The sequence below is a fragment of the Luteimonas yanweni genome (genome assembly GCF_039548475.1).
Taxonomy (GTDB): Bacteria; Pseudomonadota; Gammaproteobacteria; order Xanthomonadales; family Xanthomonadaceae; genus Luteimonas.
Genome location: NZ_JBCLVC010000014.1, coordinates 18,311 through 41,213, shown reverse-complemented (window position 1 = coordinate 41,213; position 22,903 = coordinate 18,311). Strand labels below are relative to the sequence as shown.

Annotated in this window: 24 protein-coding genes and 1 pseudogene; 14 read left to right on the top strand and 11 right to left on the bottom strand. The window is 71.5% G+C overall.

What is annotated here, in order from left to right; all coding sequences use genetic code 11:
* Window positions 1-14 precede the first annotated feature (14 nt).
* The 11 genes from WCE39_RS10305 to WCE39_RS10255 all read left to right on the top strand — a co-directional run bounded on the left by WCE39_RS10305 (window position 15) and on the right by WCE39_RS10255 (window position 12,675).
* Window positions 15-788 carry a flagellar brake protein gene (locus WCE39_RS10305; RefSeq protein ID WP_343276600.1) on the top strand — a complete coding sequence of 258 codons (774 nt, stop codon included), beginning with the start codon at window positions 15-17 and terminating at the stop codon, window positions 786-788.
* A 120-nt stretch (window positions 789-908) separates the two neighbouring features.
* A complete protein-coding gene (locus WCE39_RS10300) occupies window positions 909-1,289 on the top strand; it encodes a hypothetical protein (RefSeq protein ID WP_343276599.1) in 381 nt (126 codons plus the stop codon).
* A 62-nt stretch (window positions 1,290-1,351) separates the two neighbouring features.
* Window positions 1,352-3,754: a methyl-accepting chemotaxis protein gene (locus WCE39_RS10295; RefSeq protein WP_343276598.1), complete on the top strand. Its 2,403-nt coding sequence runs from the start codon at window positions 1,352-1,354 to the stop codon at window positions 3,752-3,754.
* A gap of 128 nt (window positions 3,755-3,882) precedes the next feature.
* Complete coding sequence (locus WCE39_RS10290; protein WP_343276597.1) at window positions 3,883-4,041, top strand: hypothetical protein; 159 nt, start codon at window positions 3,883-3,885, stop codon at window positions 4,039-4,041.
* A gap of 50 nt (window positions 4,042-4,091) precedes the next feature.
* Window positions 4,092-5,936 (top strand): putative bifunctional diguanylate cyclase/phosphodiesterase, encoded by a 1,845-nt coding sequence (locus WCE39_RS10285; RefSeq protein ID WP_343276596.1) that lies wholly within the window; start codon window positions 4,092-4,094, stop codon window positions 5,934-5,936.
* Entirely contained in the window at window positions 5,929-6,798 is an 870-nt protein-coding gene (locus tag WCE39_RS10280) for a CheR family methyltransferase (RefSeq protein ID WP_343276595.1), read from the top strand. Before WCE39_RS10285 ends, WCE39_RS10280 begins: the two co-directional genes overlap by 8 nt.
* Window positions 6,795-7,382 carry a chemoreceptor glutamine deamidase CheD gene (gene cheD, locus WCE39_RS10275; RefSeq protein ID WP_343276594.1) on the top strand — a complete coding sequence of 196 codons (588 nt, stop codon included), beginning with the start codon at window positions 6,795-6,797 and terminating at the stop codon, window positions 7,380-7,382. Before WCE39_RS10280 ends, cheD begins: the two co-directional genes overlap by 4 nt.
* 1 nt (window position 7,383) lies before the next feature.
* Entirely contained in the window at window positions 7,384-8,427 is a 1,044-nt protein-coding gene (locus tag WCE39_RS10270; RefSeq protein WP_343276593.1) for a protein-glutamate methylesterase/protein-glutamine glutaminase, read from the top strand.
* A gap of 60 nt (window positions 8,428-8,487) precedes the next feature.
* Window positions 8,488-9,672, top strand: a complete 1,185-nt coding sequence (locus tag WCE39_RS10265; RefSeq protein WP_343276592.1) for a methyl-accepting chemotaxis protein — start codon at window positions 8,488-8,490, stop codon at window positions 9,670-9,672.
* Window positions 9,673-9,731: 59 nt separating this feature from the next.
* Window positions 9,732-11,549: an ATP-binding protein gene (locus tag WCE39_RS10260; protein WP_343276591.1), complete on the top strand. Its 1,818-nt coding sequence runs from the start codon at window positions 9,732-9,734 to the stop codon at window positions 11,547-11,549.
* A gap of 55 nt (window positions 11,550-11,604) precedes the next feature.
* Window positions 11,605-12,675: an HDOD domain-containing protein gene (locus WCE39_RS10255; protein ID WP_343276590.1), complete on the top strand. Its 1,071-nt coding sequence runs from the start codon at window positions 11,605-11,607 to the stop codon at window positions 12,673-12,675.
* Here WCE39_RS10255 and WCE39_RS10250 read toward each other — a convergent pair.
* The 5 genes from WCE39_RS10250 to WCE39_RS10230 all read right to left on the bottom strand — a co-directional run bounded on the left by WCE39_RS10250 (window position 12,572) and on the right by WCE39_RS10230 (window position 15,206).
* Entirely contained in the window at window positions 12,572-12,904 is a 333-nt protein-coding gene (locus tag WCE39_RS10250; RefSeq protein WP_343276968.1) for a MerR family transcriptional regulator, read from the bottom strand. The two genes, WCE39_RS10255 and WCE39_RS10250, sit on opposite strands and share 104 nt — an antisense overlap.
* Before the next feature lie 48 nt (window positions 12,905-12,952).
* The gene (locus WCE39_RS10245) at window positions 12,953-13,486 is read right to left on the bottom strand and encodes a hypothetical protein (RefSeq protein ID WP_343276589.1); all 534 of its coding nucleotides are present in this window, start codon (window positions 13,484-13,486) and stop codon (window positions 12,953-12,955) included.
* A 14-nt stretch (window positions 13,487-13,500) separates the two neighbouring features.
* Window positions 13,501-13,935 carry a copper resistance protein NlpE N-terminal domain-containing protein gene (locus WCE39_RS10240; protein WP_343276588.1) on the bottom strand — a complete coding sequence of 145 codons (435 nt, stop codon included), beginning with the start codon at window positions 13,933-13,935 and terminating at the stop codon, window positions 13,501-13,503.
* A gap of 77 nt (window positions 13,936-14,012) precedes the next feature.
* Window positions 14,013-14,726, bottom strand: a complete 714-nt coding sequence (locus WCE39_RS10235) for an HAD family hydrolase (RefSeq protein ID WP_343276587.1) — start codon at window positions 14,724-14,726, stop codon at window positions 14,013-14,015.
* 99 nt (window positions 14,727-14,825) lie between these two features.
* A complete protein-coding gene (locus tag WCE39_RS10230; protein ID WP_343276586.1) occupies window positions 14,826-15,206 on the bottom strand; it encodes an EF-hand domain-containing protein in 381 nt (126 codons plus the stop codon).
* 263 nt (window positions 15,207-15,469) lie between these two features.
* On the opposite strand from WCE39_RS10230, the gene WCE39_RS10225 reads away from it, so the two are divergent.
* Window positions 15,470-16,630, top strand: a complete 1,161-nt coding sequence (locus WCE39_RS10225) for a PQQ-dependent sugar dehydrogenase (RefSeq protein ID WP_343276585.1) — start codon at window positions 15,470-15,472, stop codon at window positions 16,628-16,630.
* On the opposite strand, the gene WCE39_RS10220 is transcribed toward WCE39_RS10225, so the two are convergent.
* Window positions 16,631-17,074 (bottom strand): hypothetical protein, encoded by a 444-nt coding sequence (locus tag WCE39_RS10220; protein ID WP_343276584.1) that lies wholly within the window; start codon window positions 17,072-17,074, stop codon window positions 16,631-16,633.
* Window positions 17,075-17,129: 55 nt separating this feature from the next.
* Here WCE39_RS10220 and WCE39_RS10215 point away from each other — a divergent pair, with 55 nt between their 5' ends.
* The gene (locus tag WCE39_RS10215) at window positions 17,130-17,414 is read left to right on the top strand and encodes a hypothetical protein (RefSeq protein WP_343276583.1); all 285 of its coding nucleotides are present in this window, start codon (window positions 17,130-17,132) and stop codon (window positions 17,412-17,414) included.
* A gap of 40 nt (window positions 17,415-17,454) precedes the next feature.
* Here WCE39_RS10215 and WCE39_RS10210 read toward each other — a convergent pair whose 3' ends face one another.
* Both WCE39_RS10210 and WCE39_RS10205 read right to left on the bottom strand, forming a co-directional pair.
* The gene (locus tag WCE39_RS10210) at window positions 17,455-17,922 is read right to left on the bottom strand and encodes a YbjN domain-containing protein (RefSeq protein ID WP_343276582.1); all 468 of its coding nucleotides are present in this window, start codon (window positions 17,920-17,922) and stop codon (window positions 17,455-17,457) included.
* A 73-nt stretch (window positions 17,923-17,995) separates the two neighbouring features.
* Window positions 17,996-18,829 (bottom strand): annotated as a pseudogene (locus WCE39_RS10205) (EcsC family protein); the annotation flags it as partial.
* Window positions 18,830-18,985: 156 nt separating this feature from the next.
* On the opposite strand from WCE39_RS10205, the gene WCE39_RS10200 reads away from it, so the two are divergent.
* A complete protein-coding gene (locus WCE39_RS10200; protein WP_343276581.1) occupies window positions 18,986-20,950 on the top strand; it encodes a pyridoxal phosphate-dependent decarboxylase family protein in 1,965 nt (654 codons plus the stop codon).
* Window positions 20,951-20,992: 42 nt separating this feature from the next.
* On the opposite strand, the gene WCE39_RS10195 is transcribed toward WCE39_RS10200, so the two are convergent.
* The 3 genes from WCE39_RS10195 to WCE39_RS10185 all read right to left on the bottom strand — a co-directional run bounded on the left by WCE39_RS10195 (window position 20,993) and on the right by WCE39_RS10185 (window position 22,902).
* Window positions 20,993-21,442 (bottom strand): hypothetical protein, encoded by a 450-nt coding sequence (locus tag WCE39_RS10195; protein ID WP_343255156.1) that lies wholly within the window; start codon window positions 21,440-21,442, stop codon window positions 20,993-20,995.
* Window positions 21,443-21,458: 16 nt separating this feature from the next.
* Window positions 21,459-22,271 (bottom strand): TSCPD domain-containing protein, encoded by an 813-nt coding sequence (locus tag WCE39_RS10190; RefSeq protein ID WP_343276580.1) that lies wholly within the window; start codon window positions 22,269-22,271, stop codon window positions 21,459-21,461.
* Window positions 22,272-22,335: 64 nt separating this feature from the next.
* A complete protein-coding gene (locus WCE39_RS10185; protein ID WP_343276579.1) occupies window positions 22,336-22,902 on the bottom strand; it encodes a hypothetical protein in 567 nt (188 codons plus the stop codon).
* Window position 22,903 lies beyond the last annotated feature (1 nt).

Below are 22,903 nucleotides of genomic sequence, written 5' to 3'. Positions count from 1 at the left end.
GGCAGCCTTGGACGATGCCTGGCGCCGACGACGACCTCTCGCACCTGCTTGACGACGAAGAACAGTCGCGGTTCTCCCTGCGCGAGCCGCGGGAGATCGCGCAGGTGCTGCGCGGACTGCTTGAGGCCCGGTCGCTGATCAGCGGCCGGCTCGTGCCCGGCGGGTACGCCTGTCCCACCGCGCTGCTGGCGGTCTCCGACGACGGCATCCTGGTGCTCGACGGCCACCGGGACGAGGCGATGAACCTGCGGATCGCCGCGGCAAGCCGGATCGTCTGCACGGCGCAGTTGGACCTGGTCCCGATCCGGTTCCGCCTGTCCGCGCCGCTGCGGATCATGCACGAGGACTACGTCGCATTCACCACGCAGTGGCCGGAGGCGCTGCTGCGCCTGCAGCGGCGCGAAACGTATCGCCTGCAGGCTTCGTCCACCGTGCCGGCCACGGTGCATGTCGGCGAGGCCGGCCGGCCGCCCGATCCCGCGGCGCACGGCATGCAGGTTCTCGACATCAGCGGCGGCGGGATCGCGCTGGCCGTGCCCGACAGCGCACACGCGCGCTTCCAGCCGCTCGCCCGGCTGGGGCCATGCCTGCTGCGCCTGGGCGACGCGCAGCCGCTGCCGGTGTCGCTCGAGGTCACCTACACCAGGCGCCACGAGATCCGCGGCGTGGCGCACTGGCGCGCGGGCTGCAGGTTCCTGGACATGCCCCGGGCCGTCGAGCAGCAGGTCATGCAGTACATCTTCCAGGTGGACCGCCAGCGCAATGCGCGCACGCGGCGCGGCGGCTGACGCGCGCCGGCCTCCGGCCGATCCGCACGCGCGCCCCTAAAGTTTCCGGCCGCGGGGCCGCTAGTGGGTCGACGGCGCGCGCATCGACGCGTGCGCCCCCAGCCCCAACGGAGCAGATAGATGACCCCCACGACCACCCGCCTCATGGCCGCACTGCTTGCGAGCGGCTGTGCATTCAACGCCCTCGCGCAGGACGCCATCCGTCCCGACCAGGCCACCCGCCACGTCGGCACGAGCGGCATGGTCTGCGGCAAGGTCGAGCGGACGCGCTACGCCGAGAACTCCGAAGGCCAGCCGACCTTCCTGTACATGGGCGGCGCATTCCCGCACCACAAATTCTCGGCCCGCATCCCCCACGCCCAGCGCGAGAAGTTCAACCCCACGCTCGAGGAACTCGAGGGCCGCGACGTCTGCGTGCTGGGCATGATCCAGCGCGACGCCAGCCGCGCCGAGATCGCGGTCCGCTCGCCCAACGACGTCAAGCTCGCCACGATCAAGTGATGGCCGGGCCCGGTCGCCGAGGGCGGCCGGGCCGATCGCCATCCCCCCAGAGGGAACAACCCATGCACCGGTTCAGGAATCTCAAACTCGCGCCCAAGCTGATGCTGACCTTCGGCATCGTCCTGTTCATCATGATCGTCCAGGGCATCGGCGCGTACAGCGGCATGCGCTCGATCGACCGCGTGACCCGGGGCCTTGCGCAGGACGTGTTGCCAGCCGTCACCCTGGTGGGCCAGACGCGCGCCCTGCTGGGTGAGTACCGCACGGCGTCCTACCGCGGCCTGGTCCGCGCGAGCGAAGCATCCAAGCAGGAGGCGCGCGAGCGCGCGGTCGCGATCGAGGCCCAGCTGGCCACGAACCTCGACGCCTACGGCCGCTTCGTCTCGTCGCCGGACGAGGAGCGCATGCTCGCCGACCTGGTCGCCGCATGGGAGGCCGCACGGGCGTCCTACGCTTCGGTCAACGAGATGCTGGACCTGGAGCTGCCCGACGACGCCACCGACACCTTCATCGGCGAGACCAGCCGCCTGCACGACGCCACCAGCGCCGCGCTGGCCGCGCTGGCCGACGAGTCCAACCGGGTCGCGGCCGCGTCGACGGAAGAGGCCCGGAGCACCTACGCCACGTCCAACACGCTGCTCGTGATCCTGCTGCTGGCCGGCATCGGCATCGGCCTGGTGGTGGCCTGGCTGGTGGCGCGCGGCCTGACCCGCGCCGCGCGCGAGGCCGTCCGGATCAGCAACGACGTCGCCGGCGGGAAGCTCGACAGCCACATCGACACCAGCCGCGGCGACGAGATCGGCGACATGCTCAAGGCCATGCAGCGCATGCAGCACGACCTGCGCGAGCGCATCGAGCGCGACCAGGCGATCGCCAGCGAGAACCTGCGCATCCGGACCGCGCTCGACAGCTCCGGGACCAGCGTGATGATCACCGACCCCGGCCGCACGATCATCTACGCCAATGCCTCGGTCACCGAGCTTTTGGGCCAGTACGAAGGCGACATCCGCGCGATGGCGCCGGAATTCGAGATCGAGCGCTTCATCGGCACGAGCATCGACGACTACCACGAAGACCCGGCCCGCCTCGCCACCGCGCTCGAGCAGCTGCAGGGCGTCCACTCCAGCGACATCTCCATGGGCGACGCGCACTTCGGCGAAAGCATCGCCCGGGTCGACGACGTGGACGGCACGCTGCTCGGCTACGTGGTCGAGTGGCGCGACCGCACGCCGCAGGTCAACGTCGAGGTGGAGCTGGGCCGCGTGGTCCAGGCCGCCGCCATGGGCGACCTGTCGCAGCGCATCGGCATGGACGGCAAGAAGGGCTTCTACCTGCAGCTCGCCGGCCAGCTCAATGGACTGTTCGATGCCAACGCGGCGAGCCTTGAGCAGGTCTCGCACGTGCTGACGGCGCTCGCCGATGGCGACCTCACGGCGCGCATGGACGGCGAGTTCCAGGGTGTGTTCGCGACGATGCGTGACAATGCCGATGCCACCGTCGACAGGCTTTCCGCCATCGTCGGCCAGATCCGGCAGGGCAGCGACGCGATCAATTCCGCCGCCGGCGAGATCGCCGCCGGCAACGACGACCTGTCGCGCCGCACCGAACAGCAGGCCGCGTCGCTCGAGGAGACCGCGTCGTCGATGGAGGAGCTCACCTCCACCGTGCGCCAGAACGCCGACAACGCGCGCCAGGCCAACCAGCTCGCGATCGGCGCGGTCGACGTCGCCTCCCAGGGTGGCGAGGTGGTGGGCAAGGTCGTGGAGACCATGTCCGCGATCTCCGAGTCCTCCAACCGCATCGCCGACATCATCGGCGTGATCGACGGCATCGCCTTCCAGACCAACATCCTGGCGCTGAACGCGGCGGTGGAAGCGGCGCGCGCGGGCGAACAGGGCCGCGGCTTCGCGGTCGTCGCGGCCGAAGTGCGCTCGCTGGCGCAGCGTTCGGCCGGCGCGGCGAAGGAGATCAAGACCCTGATCACCGACTCCGCCGACAAGGTCCGCCACGGCAACGCGCTGGTGGACCAGGCCGGGCGCACCATGGGCGACATCGTGACCAGCGTGAAGCGGGTGACCGACATCATCGCCGACATCTCCGCGGCTTCGCAGGAACAGTCCTCGGGGATCGAACAGGTGAACCACGCCATCACCCAGATGGACGAGAGCACGCAGCAGAACGCGGCGCTGGTCGAGGAAGCCACGGCCGCGGCACGCAGCATGGAGCAGCAGGCCGGGCAGCTGGTGCAGACGGTGGCGGTGTTCCGGATCCAGGGTGGCGAAGCCGCAGCTGCCGCCCCGGAGCGCCCCGCCGTCGCGGCATTCGCGCCCGCCCCGGCCTCCCTGTCCCGGCGCATGCCGCAGGCCGCGGATCCCGCCAGGCGGCCGCCCGCGCGCAGGCCGCTCGAGGCCCTCACCGCGACCGCGGTCGCCGACGCGGCCCCGGGGGAGTGGCAGGAGTTCTGAGTTCGCGTTTCATGACGCGCGTGGGGCGGCCCCGGCTGTCCCACGCGCGTCGTGTCGGACCACTCCGGACTGCAACACTTTCCCCGGCGCCGGCCGATAACCCCGGCAACGCCATCCGCCGAGCCGCCATGACCACCCCCTCCCCGCGCGACAGCGCCTCCCGGTGCCTCGGCCTCGTGACCCTGGCCGGCCTCCTCGCCGTGCTGGCCGTGATGGCCTACCACCTGGTTGTCGAACGTCCCGTGCCAACGGCGGACCGGAACGCCGCGATCCGCGGCGTGGCCTGACCCGACCCGTACGTACAGAGCGCGTGCCCGTGATTCCGGAACAGCTGTCCATGACACCCCTTGCCACCGGCTGCGACCCGGGCCCCCGGCCGCGTGGCGCCACGCGCGCCCCGGACCCGATGCCGCAGGAACCAGCCGCCGCGCTGGCCGATGACCGGGTGGATGGCGGCGGCGCGCTCCTTGCCGTTGCCGGCGACCTGCTCGACTGCCCCTACGCGATGCTCTGGATCGCACACGGACAGGACCTGCTCCTCGCGGCCACGCACGGCCTGCCGTCGGTACCGGCCGCAGCCGACACCCTGCTTGCGTCCGCGCTCGGTGGGCGCGCGGCCACCGTCGTGCCCGACGCCTCGGTCGATCCACGCCTGGCCGGCGACACCCTGGTCGCGGGCCCACCGGGCATCCGCTTCTTCATCGCGACCCGGCTGACCGGCCCCCAGGGCGAGCTGATCGGCGTCCTCGGCGCGGGCGACCACCGCCTCCACCCGGGGGCCGGCGCGATTGAAACCTCGCGCATGCGCTCGCTCGCCGACCTGGCCGGGCACGCCATGGAGCGCACCGGCCCCGATGCCTGGTACGCGACGGCCTCCGACCGCTGCGATGCGCTGACCGGGCTGCCCAACCGCGAGACCCTGTTCGCGACCATCGACGGGCTGCGCGCGCGCGGCGTCCGCCTCGGCCTGGCGCTGATGGGGCTCGACAACTTCCGCGCCGTCAACGAAGCGCTGGGCCACGTCATCGGCGACACGGTGCTGCAGGTGGTGGCGTGCAGGGCGATGGCCTGGCTTCCGGCCACCGCCCACCTGGCACGCTTCAGCGGCGACGAGTTCGCGATCGTCTTCCCCGCCGAGGCCGGGGCCGACATCGAACCGGATCTCCTGGAACTGATGCGCGAGGTGTCGCGACCCTGCGAGATCGAGCACCAGCGCGTGCACGTCGAGGCCTGTATCGGGCTGGCCTTCGACCTGCCGGGCGAGGCCATCGCCAGCCCCCGGGACGACCGCGACAGCATCGGCCTGCCCGCGCGCGCCGCGCTCGCGATGCGCCACGCCAAGCGTGGTGGCAGCCTGCAGCTGCGCCGGTTCTCGCCATCCATGCGCGAGGAAGCCATCAATCGCCGCCACCTGGACCTCGAGCTGCGCCGGGCGTTCCGCGACAGCGAGTTCGAACTGCACTACCAGCCACAGATCGACCTCGCCAGCGGGCGTCCCGCGGGCGCGGAGGCCCTGCTGCGCTGGCGACACCCGGAGCGCGGGCTGCTGCTGCCGGCCGCCTTCATCGACGCCCTGGCCCGCAGCACCATCGCATCGGCCGTGGGGACGTGGGTGCTGGAGCAGGCCTGCCACGACGCCGCCGGCTGGGCCGCTCCGGGCGACCGTCCGCTGAAGGTCGGGGTGAACCTGTTCCCGTCGCAGTTCGACGACGACGCGCTGGTCGACAAGGTCGACCATGCGCTTGCCGCCAGCGGGCTGCATCCGACCCGCCTGGAGATCGAGCTGACCGAGACGATCGCGCTACGCGACGACGGCGTTGCCGAGAAGACCCTGCTGCGGCTGCGCAGCCGCGGTGTCCGAGTGTCCTACGACGATTTCGGGACCGGCCATGCATCGCTGTCGATGCTGCACCGGCTGCCGGTCGACCGCGTCAAGATCGACCGCTCCTTCGTGCGCGACCTGGCCGGGAGCCGCGGTGACAAGGCGATCGTCCGCTCGATCGCGCTGATCGCGAAGAACTTCGACATGCACGTGATCGCCGAAGGCGTGGAGACGGACGACCAGGCGGCACTGCTGCGGGAGTTCGGCTGCCAGGAGGTGCAGGGCTTCCTGTACTCGGAGGCGCTCGCGCCGCGGCTGTTCGACGCGTGGCTCGCGGCGGAGGCCGGCAACCATGGCTGAGGTGGCGGCAGGCCATGCGCACGCGGCCGAAGCGCGTCCCTTCGCATTCGACGACCACGACTTCCGCCGGGTCTGCCGGATGATCCACGACCGCGCCGGCATCAGCCTGAGCGCGCACAAGCGCGACATGGTCTACAGCCGCCTTGCCCGCCGCCTGCGCGCGTGCGGCATCGAACGCTTCGGCGACTACCTCGACGTCGTCGACGCGGGCGACGACGGCGAGGGACAGCACTTCATCAATGCGCTGACCACCAACCTGACCTCGTTCTTCCGCGAGGCCCATCACTTCCCGCTGCTGGCCGCCCAGTTGCGCTCCGCGCCGCGCGGCAGCGGGCCGCTGCAGGTCTGGTGCTGCGCCGCGTCCACCGGCGAGGAGCCGTACTCGCTCGCCATCACCGCCTGCGAGGCCTTCGACACGCTGGCGCCACCGGTGCGCATACTCGCCACCGACATCGACACGAGCGTCCTCGCGACCGCCGCCCGCGGCGAGTACCCGATCGAACGCATCGACGGCATCGAGCCCGCGCGCAGGCGCCGGTTCTTCCAGCGCGGCGCGGGCGCCAACGCCGGCCTGTGCCGGGTACGCCCCGAGCTGCGCGCGCTGGTGGAGTTCCGCGCACTGAACCTGCTCGACGCCGACCATGGCCTCGGGCGCGGCGCCTACGTCGCCGTGTTCTGCCGCAACGTGATGATCTACTTCGACAAGCCCACGCAGTACGGGGTGCTGGAGCGCATCGCGCCGCTGCTGTCGGCCGACGGGCGGCTCTACGCCGGGCATTCAGAAAGCTTCAACCATGCCGCCGACCTGGTCTTGCCCTGCGGGCGCACGGTCTACCGCGCCGCCGGCAGCGGTGGCGCATGAACGCCGCCGCCCTGCGGGCGCAGGAAGGCTACTTCGACGCGGCGCTGCGGACGCGGGCCATCCGGCTGCTTCCCGCCGACTACCGGGTCACCGACCAGCCTCTCGCGCTGGTGACCCTGCTGGGCTCCTGCGTGGCCGCCTGCCTGCACGACCCCCTGCAGGGCCTTGGCGGCATGAACCACTTCATGCTCCCCGGCGGCGACGCCAATGACGCCAGCTCCGCACGTTACGGCGTCAACGCGATGGAGCTGCTGATCAACGACATGCTCAAGCGCGGTGCGCGGCGCCAGCGCCTGCAGGCCAAGGTCTTCGGCGGCGGGAACGTGCTGAGCGGCTTCCACAGCGACCCCATCGGCACCCGCAACGCCGACTTCGTGCTCGACTACCTGCGCGCCGAGAAGATCCCGGTGCTCGCCAGCGACCTTGGCGACAACCAGGCGCGCAAGGTCGCGTTCTTCGTCCAGACCGGGCGCAGCTTCGTCAGGCGGCTCCCGGCCACGCGCGACGACGTGGTGGACGCGGAGCGCGCGCTGTACGGCCGCCTGGCGCGCGCGCCTTCGTCGGGCACGGTGGAGCTGTTCTGACATGGCTGCGCGCCGGCCCGTCCGCGTGCTCGTGGTCGACGATTCGGCGCTCGTGCGCGCGCTCATGTCCGAGCTGCTGGGTGCGGATCCCGGCATCGAGGTGGTCGGAACCGCGTCCGATCCCTACATCGCGCGCGAAAAGATCAGGCGGCTTTCGCCGGACGTGCTGACCCTCGACGTGGAGATGCCGCGCATGGACGGGCTGACCTTCCTGCGCAACCTGATGCGGCTGCGGCCGATGCCGGTGCTGATGGTGTCGTCGCTGACCGCGGCCGGCGCGCAGGTGACGCTGGACGCACTTGCGCTGGGCGCGGTGGACTTCATCGCCAAGCCGAAGATCGACGTCGCCCGCGGCCTGGCCGACTACGCGGCCGTGCTCGTGGAGAAGGTCAGGCACGCCGCCCACGCCCGCGTGGCCAGGACCGCGCCCGCGCCCGCCGCGGCCTACGCAGGCCCCATCGGCTACCGGACCACCGCCCGGCTGCTCGCGATCGGCGCCTCGACAGGAGGCACCGAGGCCATCCGAGAGGTCCTGGCGGGGATGCCCGCGAACGCCCCGGCAACGGTGATCGTGCAGCACATCCCGGCCGCGTTCAGCCGGGCGTTCGCCGAGCGCCTCGACCGCCACAGCCGGATGACGGTGGTCGAGGCCGCGGACCAGCAGCCGCTGCTCGCCGGCCACGCCTACCTTGCACCCGGCGGGCGCCACCTGCGCGTGGTCCGCAGCGGCGCGCGCTGGACCTGCCACCTGGGCGACGACGACCCGGTGCGCAGGCACCGGCCAAGCGTGGACGTGCTGCTCGAATCGGTTGCCGCGCATGCGGGCCGCAATGCCTGCGCCGCGCTGCTGACGGGCATGGGCGACGACGGCGCGGCCGGGATGCTGGCCCTGCGTCGCGCCGGCGGGCGCACCATCGCGCAGGACGAGGCCAGCAGCGTGGTCTGGGGCATGCCGGGCGCCGCCGTGGCGCAGGGCGCCGTGGACGACGTCGCGCCGCTGTGCGACGTGGCTCACCGTTTGCTCGCCTGGGCGCGCGACGGTTAAAGCGGACGCGGTCGCGGCCGTTAACCCGGGAGACGCCCACGCCACATACGGAACTGAACAATGGATTCGCGCGTATTGATCCGCCTGGCTGCGCCTCTGGTGCTTACCCTGGTGCTGGTGCTGTCGCTCGCACTCGACCTCGCGCCGCCCGTGCAGTGGGGCGCGGTGGTGGCGATGATCCTCGCCTGGCTTGGTTTTGCATGGACCGTGCTGCGCCCGGGCGGCGGCGACAGCCTGCTTCTCCGCGACCAGGAGCGCGTCCTCCAGGAGCTGCGCACGTTCATCGGCGCCGAGGTGCAGGGTTCGCGCGACGAGATCGAGCGCACCCGGGAACTGATCCGGGACTCGGTCGCCAAGCTCGGCGGCAGCTTCGAGGCGGTCAACCGCAAGTCGCGGCAGCAGAACGAGGTGGCCACGCGCATCATCGATCGCCGTGCCGATGGTGATGGCGATGGCAACGGCTCCGACGTCCATCGCTTCGCCGTGCAGGCCAGCCAGCAGATGGAGCAGCTGGTCGAGGCGCTCGAAGCCGTCAGCAGCCAGAGTGGCGCCACGGTCACCCACATAGACGCCATGGCCGAGCACCTGGACGGCATCTTCTCGCTGCTCGAGGACGTCAAGTCGATCGCCGACCAGACCAACCTGCTTGCGCTCAACGCCGCGATCGAGGCCGCGCGCGCCGGCGAGGCGGGCCGCGGCTTCGCGGTGGTCGCCGACGAGGTGCGCAACCTGTCCGAGCGATCCACCGCGTTCAACGAGCAGATCCGCAAGCTCGCGCACAGCTCCAAGGATTCGATCGCGCGCGTCCGCGACACCGTCAGCACGATGGCGTCGCGCGACCTCGACCGCAGCCGGCTGGCGCGCATCGAGGCCGCGGCGATGCTGGAGCGCGTGGACGGCATCAACCGCGGCCTCGGCAGCGGCATGCGCGAGATCGCCGAATGCAGCAGGGCGATCGATGGCTCGGTCGCGGAAGCGGTGCGCTCGCTCCAGTTCGAAGACATCGCCACCCAGGCGCTGGGCGCGGCCAACGTGCACCTCGACCGCCTTGCCGCGATCAATCGCGAGGCCACGGTGCTGCAGGACCTGCTGCACCGCAGTGGCGGCCACATGGGCAGCGAACTACGCAAGGCGCTGGCGCAGATTTCGCAGCGCATCGCCCAGATGCGCGGCGAGTGGGAACGCCCGCCGCACAAGCCCGTGACCCAGCAGTCGATGGACGCAGGCAGCGTCGAGCTGTTCTGAACACCGGGCGCGCGCGCGGCGGCTTGCGGCCACCGCGCCGCTCCCGGTAGCGTGCCTGCATGTCCCCCGACGTGACGCCCGCAACGACTTCCCGCTCCGGTTGGACCCTGCTGCGCGAGTTCGCGCGCCTGCTGCTGCTCGCGGTGGTGTTGCCGGTGCTGGCCCTGGCGGGCGTGCTGTTGTGGCAAACCTCGATGTCCGTCCGCGCGCAGGCCGAAAGCAGGCTCACCGCGGCCGCCACGTCGACCGCCGACGATCTCGACGCCTTCCTGAAGGTGAACCTGGCGGTGATGCGGGTGCTCGCCGACCGCCGCAACAGCGAGCGCACGGTGCCCGACCTCGCGCAGTGGCGCGCGGACCTTGCCCGCATCCACCTGCACTACCCCGCCTTCCGGACCCTGCTGGTCACCGATGCCGATGGCGTGGTGGTCGCCAGCGAACCCTCGCTGCCGGCGCGGAACGGCCCGGCCGTGGTCGCGGACCGCGAATACTTCCTGGAGCCCCGCCGCACCGGCGCTGCACATGTATCGGGCGTGTTCCAGGGGCGCGGGCTTGGCGACGACATCCTGGTCGCGGCCTCGGTGCCGCTGCTCGTCGACGGTGCATTCGCCGGCGTGCTGGAGGGCTCGATCCCCATCGGATCGCTCGAACTGCGCGCGGCGGACCTGGAAGAACAGGGATTCGAGCTGCTGGTCCTGGACCGTGCGCATTCGGTGGTCCAGGCCAGCGCCGGGATGCCCCAGCGGCCGATGGATGCGCTCGCAAGCCCCGGCGACACACATGGGCTCGCTGGCCTTGCGCGCGACGGCGACGGCGTGCACCTGCTCCGCGGCGTCCTGCGCGATGGCAGCGACGCGTTCGCGCGCCCGGTCGTGCTCGGGAACGGCTGGCAGCTCGTCCTGCTGCAGCCCAGCGCCAACGTCGAGGCCGAGGTGCGGCGAACCGCGCTCGCGATGCTGGGACTGCTGGCGCTGGTCCTGGCCGGCGTGATCGTGGTGGTCCTGTTCAAGATGCGCCGCCTGGGCGGCAGCGTGCAGCGGCTGCTGGGACGCATGCAGACATTCGCACTCGGCAGCGGATCGGCGCGGATCGCGCCCGCGGACGTGCCGCGTGAACTGCTGCCGCTCGCCGAGGCCATGAACGCCCTCGCGGCGCGCGCGCGCGCGTCGTACGAGGAGGTGAACCAGAGCCTGCAGGAGCAGCGCCGCCTTCGCGAGGAACTGCAGGCGGTCGCGCAACGCCTGCTCACGGTGCAGGAGGACGAGCGCCGCACGCTGTCGCGCGAGCTGCACGACGACATCGGCCAGTCGATCACCGCCATCAGTCTGGCCGCGGGCTCGCTGGGCGAGGAATCGGTGGGTGGCGACCCGGCCGCGCGCCGCGAGATCCTCGACGAGATCACCGCGATCGCCGACCAGACGGTGCTCAAGCTGCGCAACCTGTCGCTGTTGATGCGGCCGCCGCAGCTGGATTCGCTGGGCCTGGAGGCGGCGCTTCGCGGACAGGTGGCGCTGATGTCGCGCAATTCCGGGCTGGATATCCGGCTGGAACTGGCGCCCATGGAGCGCCGGCTCCCCGACGCGGTGGAGCTTGCGTGCTTCCGCATAGCGCAGGAAGCCCTGACCAACGTCGCGCGCCACGCCAACGCGACCCGCATCGCGATCGAGGTCGAGATCGATGACGATGCCGACGGGGACGTACTGGTGTTGCGCGTCTCCGACGACGGCGACGGCATCGACCCGGATCGTCCCGGCGGGCTCGGCCTCCTCACCATGCGCGAACGCGCCACGCAGCTTGGCGGCCGGCTCGCGGTCCTGCCGCGCCCCGGCGGCGGAACGATCGTCCAGGCCGTGTTGCCGCTGCCCCGCGACGACTGACGCCACGCGGGCGGGAGGGCATACTAGCCGGCGTGATGGAACGTGGAATGCGCCAATGACGCAGCAGGACGACGCCCTGCGGATCCTGGTGGTGGGCGGCGAGGACGTGCAGGCCGGAACGGCGGCCCGCGAGCTTGCCGACATCGCACCCGGATGGGAACTCGCGCGCATGGATCCCGCCGAAGCCGCCTCCGCGAGCGGGCTCGCGGCCGACGTCGTCGTCTGCGCCGCGCACGCCGGCGACTTCAATGCGCTGGCATTCCTCGCCCGGCTGCGCGCGGACATGCCGGATGCCATGCGCATCCTGCTGGTGGACGAGGACAGCGGCGACGACGTGCTCGCGGCCCTGGAAGTGAGCCACCGCGTACTTCCGGGCCCGCTCGACGCCCTCGCGCTGGTCGAGGCGATCGAGGGCGTCACCGCCCTGCATGCGCTGCTGGAAGACCCGGCCCTCAAGCAGGCGATCGCGCGCGTGGGCAACCTGCCTGCGGCGCCGCGCCAGTATTTCGCGCTGACGGAACTGCTGCGCGACCCCGACAGCAGCGTCGTCCGCATTGCCGAGGTGGTCTCGCAGGACCCCACGTCCGCTGCGCGCGTGCTGCGGCTGTCCAACTCCGCGTACTACTCCGGCGGCCGCGAGATCAGCGACCTGCGCACGGCGATCATCCGCCTCGGCCGAAACACGCTGCGCCGGCTCGTGCTTGCCAGCGAGGTGTTTTCCGCAGGCCCCGAGAGCGAAGCGCTGCGCGACCGCGCACTGCGCACGTCCCGGCTTGCCCGGGAGCTGCTTGCCGGCTCCAGCGCCGAGCTCGCGGGGACCGCCGGGCTGCTGGCGGAAGTGGGGCTGCTGCTGCCGCCGCTGGATACCGGCGACGCGCCCTACAGCACCACGGGCGCCTATTTGCTGGGACTGTGGGGCCTGCCGGCACCCATCGTGGAAGCGGTGGCTTTCCACGACCGGCCGGCCCTCTCGGGCGGCAGCTTCTGGGTCACGGGCGCGGTGCACGTGGCCGCCGCGCTGGTCAACGGTCGCGAGGTCGACGAAGCCTACCTGCGGTCGGTCGGGCAGCTCGACCGCCTCCCGCGCTGGCGCGCGATGGCCGAAGCGGCCGCGAACGACGACTGAAATGCGTCAGGCCGCGCGGCCTGGCGCATTCGTCGCCGAGCAGGTCGACGATCTCCGGCACCTGGAACCCGAGGTCGCGCGCGCGGCGGATGAAGCGCAGCCGGTGCACGTCCGCCGCGCCGTAGACCCGGTAGCCGCCTTGGCTGCGTCCCGCTTCGGGCACCCGCCCCACCTGTTCGTAGTAGCGGATCATCTTCGCCGACACGCCCGATGCGGTCGCGGCCCGGATGTGTTCCTTCCCATCATGGCAAGGTCAAGCCGTGGGCGGGCGCGGCGTTCAGCCGGCGCCGGGCAGCGGCCGTCCCCAGTGGGCGTAGCTGACGGCGATCCCGTCGCGCAGCCGCTTCGCGCGCGCGTCGCCGGGCTCGATGCCGAACCGGCGCGCGACCGCCTCCCAGCCCGCGCCGCCACCGGCCTGCCAGGCGTCCAGCACGCCCCGGCACGGCCGGCCCGATACGCGGGCCAGGGCGCAGGCGTAGTACAGGTCGCCCGCCGCGCGCCCCTTGCCCAGCAACTCTTCGATCAGCGGCCGCGGCGCGTCGAAATAGCGCACCAGCTCGTCGGTGAAGGCATCCGGGTAGCGCGCCGCGTAGATGTTGATGTCGGCGAGCAGCGCGTCGACCGCGGTATCGCCGGTGCGCGGCGCCCAGGCCGGCGCGGCGTCCGCCGCCGGTGCCGCATCCTCGACGGCCGCATCGGCGCGCGTCGCGGCGGCATCCTGCGCGGGGGCGGGATCCTGGGCCAGGGCCAGGCCCGCCCACAGCAGGGCCGGGAGGCAGGCAATCGGTATCGACGGGCGATGCGTGTTCACGTTCGTGTCCTCGGTCAAGGCTGGCGGCCGGCGGGCAGCAGGAGATCGTGTTCGCGCCCGGGGAAGACGCGGCCACGCAGGTCGCGCACCTGCAGCACGCCGCCGTGCACCAGGGCATAGCGACGCAGCCCGCCGGTGCGCGGCTCCAGGCTCAGCGTCGACTGGTCGATCCGCCATTCGCCGGTTTCCTCGAAGCTGACGCTGCCATCAAGGGCCACGTACACCTCGACCAGCTCGTACACCTGCTCGCCTCCACGGCGCTCCAGGACCAGCCGGGTGTCGATGGCTTCGCAGTCCGCGCAGGGCAGGCTGCCACGCCACTCCACCACATCCTGCCCCGCGTCCAGGCCGGGCAGGCCGGCGTTGCCGGCGGCGTGGTCGCCGCGCGTGCAGCCGGCCGACAGGGCGACCAGCAGCAGCGCGAGGACGGAGGCGTGGGCGCGTGGCATGCGCTGATTGTGCCGCAGCGCGCAGGGACCCGCTGCGCCGGACTTCCGCACCCCGCCGCCGGGACGGATGGCGCCGCTCAGTCGGCGAGGATCCGGCGCAGTGCGTCCGGCAGCTCGCCGGCGGAGCCTAGCTTGCGCAGGCGCGCGGCGTGCGCCTCCGGGACCTCGGCCTCGCGCTCGTGCACCCAGGTCAGGTGGTAGGGCAGGTGCAGGCCCCAGCCGCCGAGTTCCAGCACGGGTGCGATGTCGGAGCGCAGCGAGTTGCCGACCATCACGAACTCCGCGGGCGCGATCGCGAACTCCTCCAGCAGCCGGCGGTAGGTCGGCACGTCCTTCTCGCTCACGATCTCGATGCGCCGGAACAGGGCCGACATGCCGGAGTCGCGCACCTTCGCTTCCTGGTGGAACAGGTCGCCCTTGGTGATCAGCACGACGGGCAGCGTGGACGCCACCGCCTCGACGGCGTCGCGAACGCCCGGCAAGAGTTCCACCGGGTGGCGCAGCAGGTCCTTGGCCAGCGCGACGATGCGGTGCAGGTCGGTGGCGCTGATGCGGCCTTCGGTGATGTCGATCGCGGTCTCGATCATCGACAGGGCCATGCCCTTCACGCCGTAGCCGAACACTGCGAGATTGGCCTTTTCCACCGCGTACAGGCGCTCGCTGGTCCGGGCGTCACCGTTGACGTAGCCGGCGATGATGGCTTCGAAGTCGTCCTGCGCGCGGTCGAAATAGTCCTGGCTGCGCCAGAGGGTGTCGTCGGCGTCGAAGCCGACCATCTTGATCTTGGCCATGGGCCGATTATCCGGCAAAAGCGTGGCGGCGGGCTTTGCCTCCGCCACGCACTGGTCGCGGCCGCGTCGCCAGGGGGGACGCGGCCGCATGCCCTCCGCTTACTCGCCGCCGGCCTTGGCGGCGTGCGTGCGGTACTCGTCGGCGGTGAGTTCGCCGTCGGCATCGGCATCGGCTTCGGCGAATACGGCGGCCAGCGCCGGCAGCGCCGCGGACTCCTCCCGGGAGATCGTGCCGTTGCCATCCGCGTCGACGTCGGCCCAGCCCAGCTGACGCGGGGCGGGCTGCGCAGCGGCGTCCTGCGGGTCCTGGGCGTCGCTGGCCTGCGCATCGTCGGCCTGCGCGGAAGCCGCAGCTTCGGTGGCGGCTTCCTGCGCATCGCGCACCTCCGGGGTCACCGCGCTCTGCGCGAAGGCCAGCGGCATGGCGAGCGCGGCACCCAGGGCGAGGACGGAGGTGAGCTGCGTGCGTGCATTGTTCATCAGGGGGGATCTCCTTGGCGGATGCGGGGGGGGGTTTCTCTGGGGGGGGGGGGGGGGCATCCGGATGTCTGTCGGATTGGTCGCGGCCGGGTGTGCACCCGGCCACGGCGACACCCTGCCGCGTCGCGCATTAACCGCGCACAGGCCGCGATCGGCGCCTCGACGCGGCCTTAACCACCCGCCGCGTGGCAGCGGTTATGGCAGCGTGCGCGCGGCCGCCGGCTGGTCGATACTGGCGGCCCGCCCGCCCCGAGACCGATGCCATGACCATGCAGCCACTTGTCGCCGCCGCGTTGCTCGCCCTCGCCGTCACCGCCTGCAATGGCGAGGCAAGCCAGGGTCGGGCCCTGGCCGGCGCCGGCGCGGACGCGGCGACCGCGGGACGTCCGTTCGACATCGACGTCATCGCCGCCCTCGACGAACCCTGGGCGATGTCGTTCCTGCCCGACGGACGCCTGCTGGTCACCGAGAAGCGTGGGCGACTGCAGCTGGTCGATGTCGAGAGCGGCGCCACGCACGAGGTCACCGGCGTACCCGAGGTCGCCTACGGTGGCCAGGGCGGTCTGGGCGACGTGCTGCCGCATCCCGGGTTCGCCGGGAACGGCATCGTCTATCTCAGCTATGCCGAGCCCGGACGCGGCGACACCCGCGGCGCGGCGCTGGCGCGGGCGAAGCTCATCCTCGACGACGCCGGCGGCGGGCGGCTTGAAGGCCTTGAGGTGATCTGGCGCCAGGTACCGAAGGTCTCCGGCGAGGGCCACTACGGCCACCGCATCGCCTTCGACCGCGAGGGCAAGCTGTGGCTGACCTCGAGCGAGCGGCAGAAGTTCGATCCCGCCCAGGACATGGCCTCGAACATGGGCAAGATCCTGCGCCTTGAGGAAGACGGACGGCCGGCGGCCGGCAATCCCTTCGCGGACAAGGGCGGCGTGGCCGCGGAGGTGTGGTCGCTGGGCCACCGCAACGTGCTCGGCCTCGCCTTCGATGCCGCCGGCCAACCATGGGACGTGGAGATGGGTCCGGCCGGCGGCGACGAGCTCAACCTGGTCGAGCGCGGTGGCAACTACGGCTACCCGATCGTGTCCAACGGCGACCACTACGATGGCCGTCCGATCCCGGACCACGCCACCCGTCCCGACTTCAAGGCGCCGGCAGTGAGCTGGACGCCGGTGATCTCGCCGTCGAGCCTGGTCTTCTACAGCGGCGACGTGTTCCCCGACTGGACGTCCAGCGCCTTCATCGGCGGGCTGTCGTCGCAGTCTCTGGTGCGGGTGGAATTCGATGGCGGCCAGGCGCGCGAGGCCGAGCGTTTCGACATGGGCGCGCGCATCCGCGAGGTAGAACAGGGTCCGGAGGGCGGCCTGTGGCTGCTCGAGGATGGTGAGCAGGGCCGGCTGCTGAAGCTGCTGCCCGCCGGCGGCTGATCAGGGCAGGACGCTGCCCGTGGCAATCTCGCGGCCGTCCTCCAGCACGCGGAACCCACGGCTGCCCTCGTCCGGCAGGCGCACGGCGCGCGAGCAGATCAGATGCACGTCGTGGCTGCTGCCCGGCTCCAGGGCCGCCACGCCACCGCGCTGGATGCCGCAGTGCGCGTCATCGTCGGCGCCGTCGAACGCGACCGTCCCGCGCCACGCCCCCTGGATCGCCACGGCGCGGCCGCCATCCGCGGTGCCGCGCATGTCCAGGCGCACCGGGATCGAGCTCTTGCCGGGGTAGTCGAGCCGCGGCGGAGTCGCGATCGTGGCCGCGGGAGCCTGCGCGGCTTCACCGCACGCGGCAAGCACCACCGGCAGCAGCAGCAAGGCCACGCGCGTGGCCTTGCCCGGGATACGACGGCCCGCGGGCCCGTCGACAGTCGCCTTGTTCATTGCACCTGCACGCATAGCTGCCATAGTACGGTGCCCCGGTTTGATCCGACACCCGATGACTGCCACTCCGTCCGCCGACCGTACCGATACCGAGACCGAGACCGACCTCGAACAGGCGATCGTCGGGCTCGAGGACGAAATGGCCGACCTCCAGCTCCGCCACCGCGATCTGTTCGCCTACGCCAACGCCTGGGCGGAGCGCCACGATGCGGTCATGCAGCTGGCACCGCCGCACCTGCATGACGAGACCAGTGCGCGCCTGCGTCGCATCGCCATCCGCTGGGGACTGGCCGACGGCGTGCGCATGACCGCACAGTTCCCGGCACTGCGCAAGGCGTGATCGGGACGACCCGGGCGGCGCCGGGCTCGGCGCCCAGGGCTCAGAAATCGACTGCCTGCACGAAGTCGACCAGCAGCTGGCCGAAGATCTCGACCTGGCTCTGGATCTGCGCGGCGTGCTTGCCGTGCAACACCTCGAAGTCGTAACGCAGGAACGGATCCATCTCGTCGTCCAGCGACATCCGCCCATAGCGGTAGCGGGTGTTGTAGACGTTGGCGACCTGCAGCGTGGTGCCATGTTCAAGATCAAGGGCGACCTGGAGCTGCAGCGAACCGCAACGCCCGTCGTCGCAGTCATAGAAATTGAGATAGGCGGTGAGATCGTTGATCTGGAACCTGATCATCGGATCGCCGTGTTCGTCGGCCAGCAGCTCAGGCTCCAGCTCCATGCCCTGCAGCGTCGCCATGGCTTCTTCGCCGGTGACGCCGCGACCGGCATCAGCCAGCGCCGGCGCGGCGGCCAGTGCCAGCAGCGGTGCCAGCAGGCCTGCTCGCAATAGTTCCTTCATGGTGGTCCCCCCTCGGATGGTGCTGAATCCTAGCCTGAACGGGGCTCGACGCGCGCGTGCCCGGGGCCATCGGGGCGCCAACGGTGTCATAAGCGCGGCGCACCGCGTCCACGCCGTGCAGCCGCTCCAGGCGGCGGATGGTGAAGTGGCCGCGTGCCATGGCCTGGAAGTGGCGCATGAAAAGCGTATTGAGCGCGGCACCGCTCGCCGCGCCGACCACGGGCACCGCCTGCAGCGCGATCTTGTGGCCGAGGTTGACCGAGAACCGCGACGCGATGGCCGACAGCAGCTGCACGATCAGCGGCCCGCCCTTGCCGACCAGGCCGTGCACCGCCACGTATTCGGCCGCCGCCGCCACCTGCTGCGCCAGCACTGCGCGCGCGGCGAAGTAGCCCGACTCCGCGCCATCGTCGGCGCTGGCGCGGCCACCCATGGTCAGCACTTCGAAACAGGCGAGCATGGTCGCTGGATCATCCAGCGGCTCGCCCTCGGCGCGCGCGATCCCGGCGATGGAACGCAGGATCAGGGTGGTGGTCAATGGCAGCTCGACCGCGAGCCCGGCGAAGCCGAACGCACCGCCCACGGCGCCGCTGGCCGCCGCCGCGATGGTGTGATCGCGATTGCGCGGCGCAGACGACGCCGCGTCCTTGCCGAGCGTCGCCACCGCCATGCGCAGGGACTGCCGCAACGCCGTGCGCACCAGCGCGTTCACCAGCCGCGTCATCGACGCCGGCAGGCGCTTTTCCATCACGTACTCGAGCGGTGCGCCCACCAGGTTGGCCAGCTGTGCCGCCAGCCCCGGGTTTTCAAGCAGCGCCCTGGCCTGCCGCAGTTCCGACAGCGCTGCGGCATCGAGCGCAGCGGGTGCGGCGGGCGACAGGGCTGGGGTCGGCAACGGCGTGGTCATCGGCGCACGTTAGCGCAGGCGGCGTGGTCCCTGTGGCACGGACCCTGTCGCCGCGGACAGCGCGCGTGCACTCGCGTCCGGCTTGACCCCGCTCAAGGCGCCGCCGCCGCCGCGCCGCCAAGCTGGGTCTCCTGCCAGCGTCGCGGAGCAACGCCCATGAGCCAGCGCCATGAAGTCGCCGCCACGAACCAGGCGGGGCTCCATGCCTGCTTCCTCGGACCCTACGGCGAGAACGACCAGCTGCTCGAGTCGCTGCTGGTCGAGTTCCTGCGCGACCACGTCTACTGGCGACGCAACCTGCATCCCGAGGACCTGCCGGCGATCCCGACCGGGGCCAACCGCCTTCCCGACTACGTCGCCTTCGAGTCGCGCCTGCGCCGCGAACTGCACCTGCTGTCGGCGGCGCTCAAGCGCAGCGTGCCCTTCCACAGCCCGCGCTACCTCGGCCACATGGTCAGCGACCTGCTGATCCCGGGCCTGGCCGCGCAGGTCCTGGCACTGCCCTACAACCCCAACAACGTCAGCGCCGACGCCGCGCCGATCACCATCGACCTGGAACTCAAGGCCGGCCTGCAGCTGGCGGCGATGCTCGGCTGGCCGGCCGACCCCGGGAACGACGATTGCGCCTTCGGCCACCTGACATCCGGCGGCACCCTGGCCAACGTGCAGGGCCTGCGCTTGGCGCTGGCGCTGAAGGCCTTCCCGGTGGCGCTGCGCGCGGCATCGGTGCCACTGCCCGGCCTGCCGGACGACGACTGGGACGCGTTCAACACCGGCCCCGCGTTGGCCACGTCGCTGTTCGCGCAGTGGTGTGCCTGGCGTGACGCCCTGCCGCCGCGCGAACGCGCCGCGTGGCAGCGACGGGTCGACGCCCGGCGCATCGAGACCATGGGCCTGCCCGGCTTCCTCGAGCAGCATCCGCAGCTGTCGACGCCGCGGGTGTTCGCTCCGGCCACCGCGCATTACTCCTGGAGCAAGGGCATGAAGATGCTCGGGCTCGGGCGCGCGCAGCTGGAGCTGATCCCCGGCCGGGCGATGCGCCTGGACGTCGACGCGCTGGAAGAGGCGCTTGACGATTGCCTGCGACGGCGACAGCCGGTGCTGATGGCGGTGGGCGTGCTCGGCAGCACCGAGTTCGGCACCATCGACCCGCTTGACCGTCTGGCCAGCGCACGCGAGCGCATGCAGGCGCGCGGACTTGGCCTGTCACTGCACCTGGACGCCGCCTGGGGTGGCTACCTGGCCTCGCTGTTCCGCAGCGCGGAGGGCGGATTCCGCTCGCAGGCCGAAGTGGGCGCCGGGTTCAGCACCTTCCCGCGGCCGGAAGTGCACGCCGCCTTCGCCGCGATCCCGCGCATGGACTCGGTCACCATCGACCCGCACAAACTCGGCTACCTGCCCTACGGCTCAGGCGCCTTCCTCTGCCGCGACCAGCGCGCGATCGGGCTGCTGGCGGAGGACGCCGACTACGTCTTCGACGGCGCAGCGGCCACCGACTTCTTCCAGCGCCACCGCCAGCTCGGCCGCTACATCCCCGAAGGCTCCAAGCCCGGCGCCAACGCCGCGGCGGTTTATGTCACCCATCGCGTGCTGCCGCTGGACCATGAAAACTTCGGTCGGCTGCCGGCGCAGGGCCTGCACGCGACCGAGGCGTTCATGGACGAGGCCCGCGGCTTCATCGCGCGCATCGCACCGCTGGCCACCGCCATGGTGCCGTTCGCGCCCGACTGCAACCTGGTGTGCCTGGCGATGAACCCGCGCGGCAACCACGACGTCGCGCGCATGAACCGCTTCATGCGGGGCCTGCACGACACCCTGCGCGCCGATCCGGGGCAGCCGCTCCAGCGCGGCGAGTACTTCGGCTCGATGACCACGCTCCGGCCCGAGGCCATGGGCGTGGCCGACACCGCGCGCGTGCTGCAGGCGCTGGGACTCGCGCCCGGCGCCCTGGTCGACGGCGGCGACGACGACCGCATCGTCGTGCTGCGGCACACGCTGATGAACCCGTTCCTGCTCGATGCCGGCGCCGCCGGCGGCGGCTACATCCGCGGTTATTTCGACTATCTCGAACGGCTGGTGTCCGCGGCGCTGGCGCCTGCCACGCGCGCGGAGTGCGCCTGAGGCGCCCCGATTGCGCGCCCGTGCAAAGCAGCTCGGCGCGGCTCAGCCGCCGCCGCGATACTCGGCCACCACGTCCTGCGGCGACGGGTTCGCGCGCGCGCGGCCGTTGACGTAGACCACCGGGATCGGGCCGTTCATCACCGCCGTCACCCGGCGCGCGTCCTCGGCGCTCGCCAGATTGCTGTAGTTGGCGCTGCTGGAGCGGCGGTGCGGGATGCCCTGCGACTCGAGGTGCCGGACGATGGCATCCGCACGCTGGCCGGCATCTTCGGGACAGTTCGCCGGCGCAAACACCACCACGCCGCGCGACGGCAGTCCGTCGGGCATCGGGATCTCGACGAAGCCACGCGGGCCGGCAGGCCCGGCGGACGCACCTCGCGACGCCACCTGGTCGACCACCGCGCCCAGCCCACCCTCGGGTTTGAGCGCGTCCCAGAGCACGAAGGCACCGGCGGCGGCGACCACCATCGCAAGCGTCTTGACCGCGTTCATCCGCGCGGCACCGGCCTCAGCCGCACTTCGAGTAGCCGCAGTTCAGGCAGGTCGCGCAGCCGTCCATGACCACCACGGCCTTGGTGCTGCACTTGTGGCACATGGTGGCCGACGGCGGGAAACTGGTGCCGTCGCCGGTGACCGCCACGTCTTCGCCGCTGCGGTCGCGGCCCTGGTCGGCAAGGAGCTCGCCCACGGGGCCCGCCTCGGCGGCGGCTACGCCCGCGTCAGCGTTTTTTTTTGAGCGGGCCTCGTACTGGCGGCGCTTCTCGTCGATCAGCGCGCGCTGCTCGGCGCTCATGTCGGGGTCGTGGATCATGCCGATCGACTTCAGGTGGTCCTCGACGATCGCGCCGAGCTCGGCCACCAGCGACGGCATGTACACGCCACCGGCCTTGAAGTAGCCGCCGCGCGGGTCGAACACCGCCTTCATCTCCTCCACCAGGAAGGTCACGTCGCCGCCCTTGCGGAACACCGCCGACATGATGCGGGTGAGCGCGACGATCCACTGGAAGTGCTCCATCGACTTCGAGTTCACGAAGATCTCGAACGGGCGGCGCTGCTCGTGCTCGCTGCCGGCGTTGAGCACGATGTCGTTGATGGTCACGTACATGGCGTGCTCGACCAGCGGCGACTTGATCTTGTAGGTGCTGCCGATCAGCACCTCGGGGCGCTCGATGCGCTCGTGCATCTGGATGACTTCCGCCGACGGCCGGGCGGCGGCGTCCGGCCCGGCGCTGGCCGCGGACGACGCCGCGGCCGCTGCCTTGGGCGCGTCGTCGGTGGCGACGGAGTAACCGGTGATTTTCTGCTGGATCTTGACGGCCATGACGCTGTTCCCTGGTGTTCGTTGATGCCCGCCTCCCCTGCTGTCGCGGGGGAGGCCGGGCGGGTTACCTGCCGGTGGTCCCGCGCGCCGCCGACTTGCGGGCGGGCGCCTTCTTCACCGCAGCCTTCTTCACTGCGACCTTCTTCACTGCGACCTTCTTCACTGCCACTTTCTTCGCCGCGACCTTCTTCACCGCGGCCTTCCTGACGACGGCCTTCTTCGACACCGTCTTCTTGGCCACCGAAGTTCTGGTCCCGGCCTTCTTCGCCACCGCCTTCTTCGCGGCGGCCTTCTTCACCGCCTTCTTCGCGGCCTTCTTGATGGCGCGCTTGCGCTTGAGCGTGGCGGCCTCGGCCTTCGCGTTGGCGCTGGTGGTGGCCAGCGACTGCCTGGCCCCGGCGACGCGCCTGGCCACGGCCTTCTTGGCCGTGCCCGCTGTCTTCGCCACCGCGGCCTTCGCCTTGCCCGCCGTGCCGGCGACGGCTTTCTCGGCCTTGCCCGCGGCCTGCTTCGCCCTGGTCACCGCGCCGGATGCACGCTTGGATACCGCACCACCCACCGCCTTCGCCTTGTCGGCGACGACCTCGGCGGCCGTGCCGAGCGTTGTCGCGACCCCATTGCCGTTGCTCATC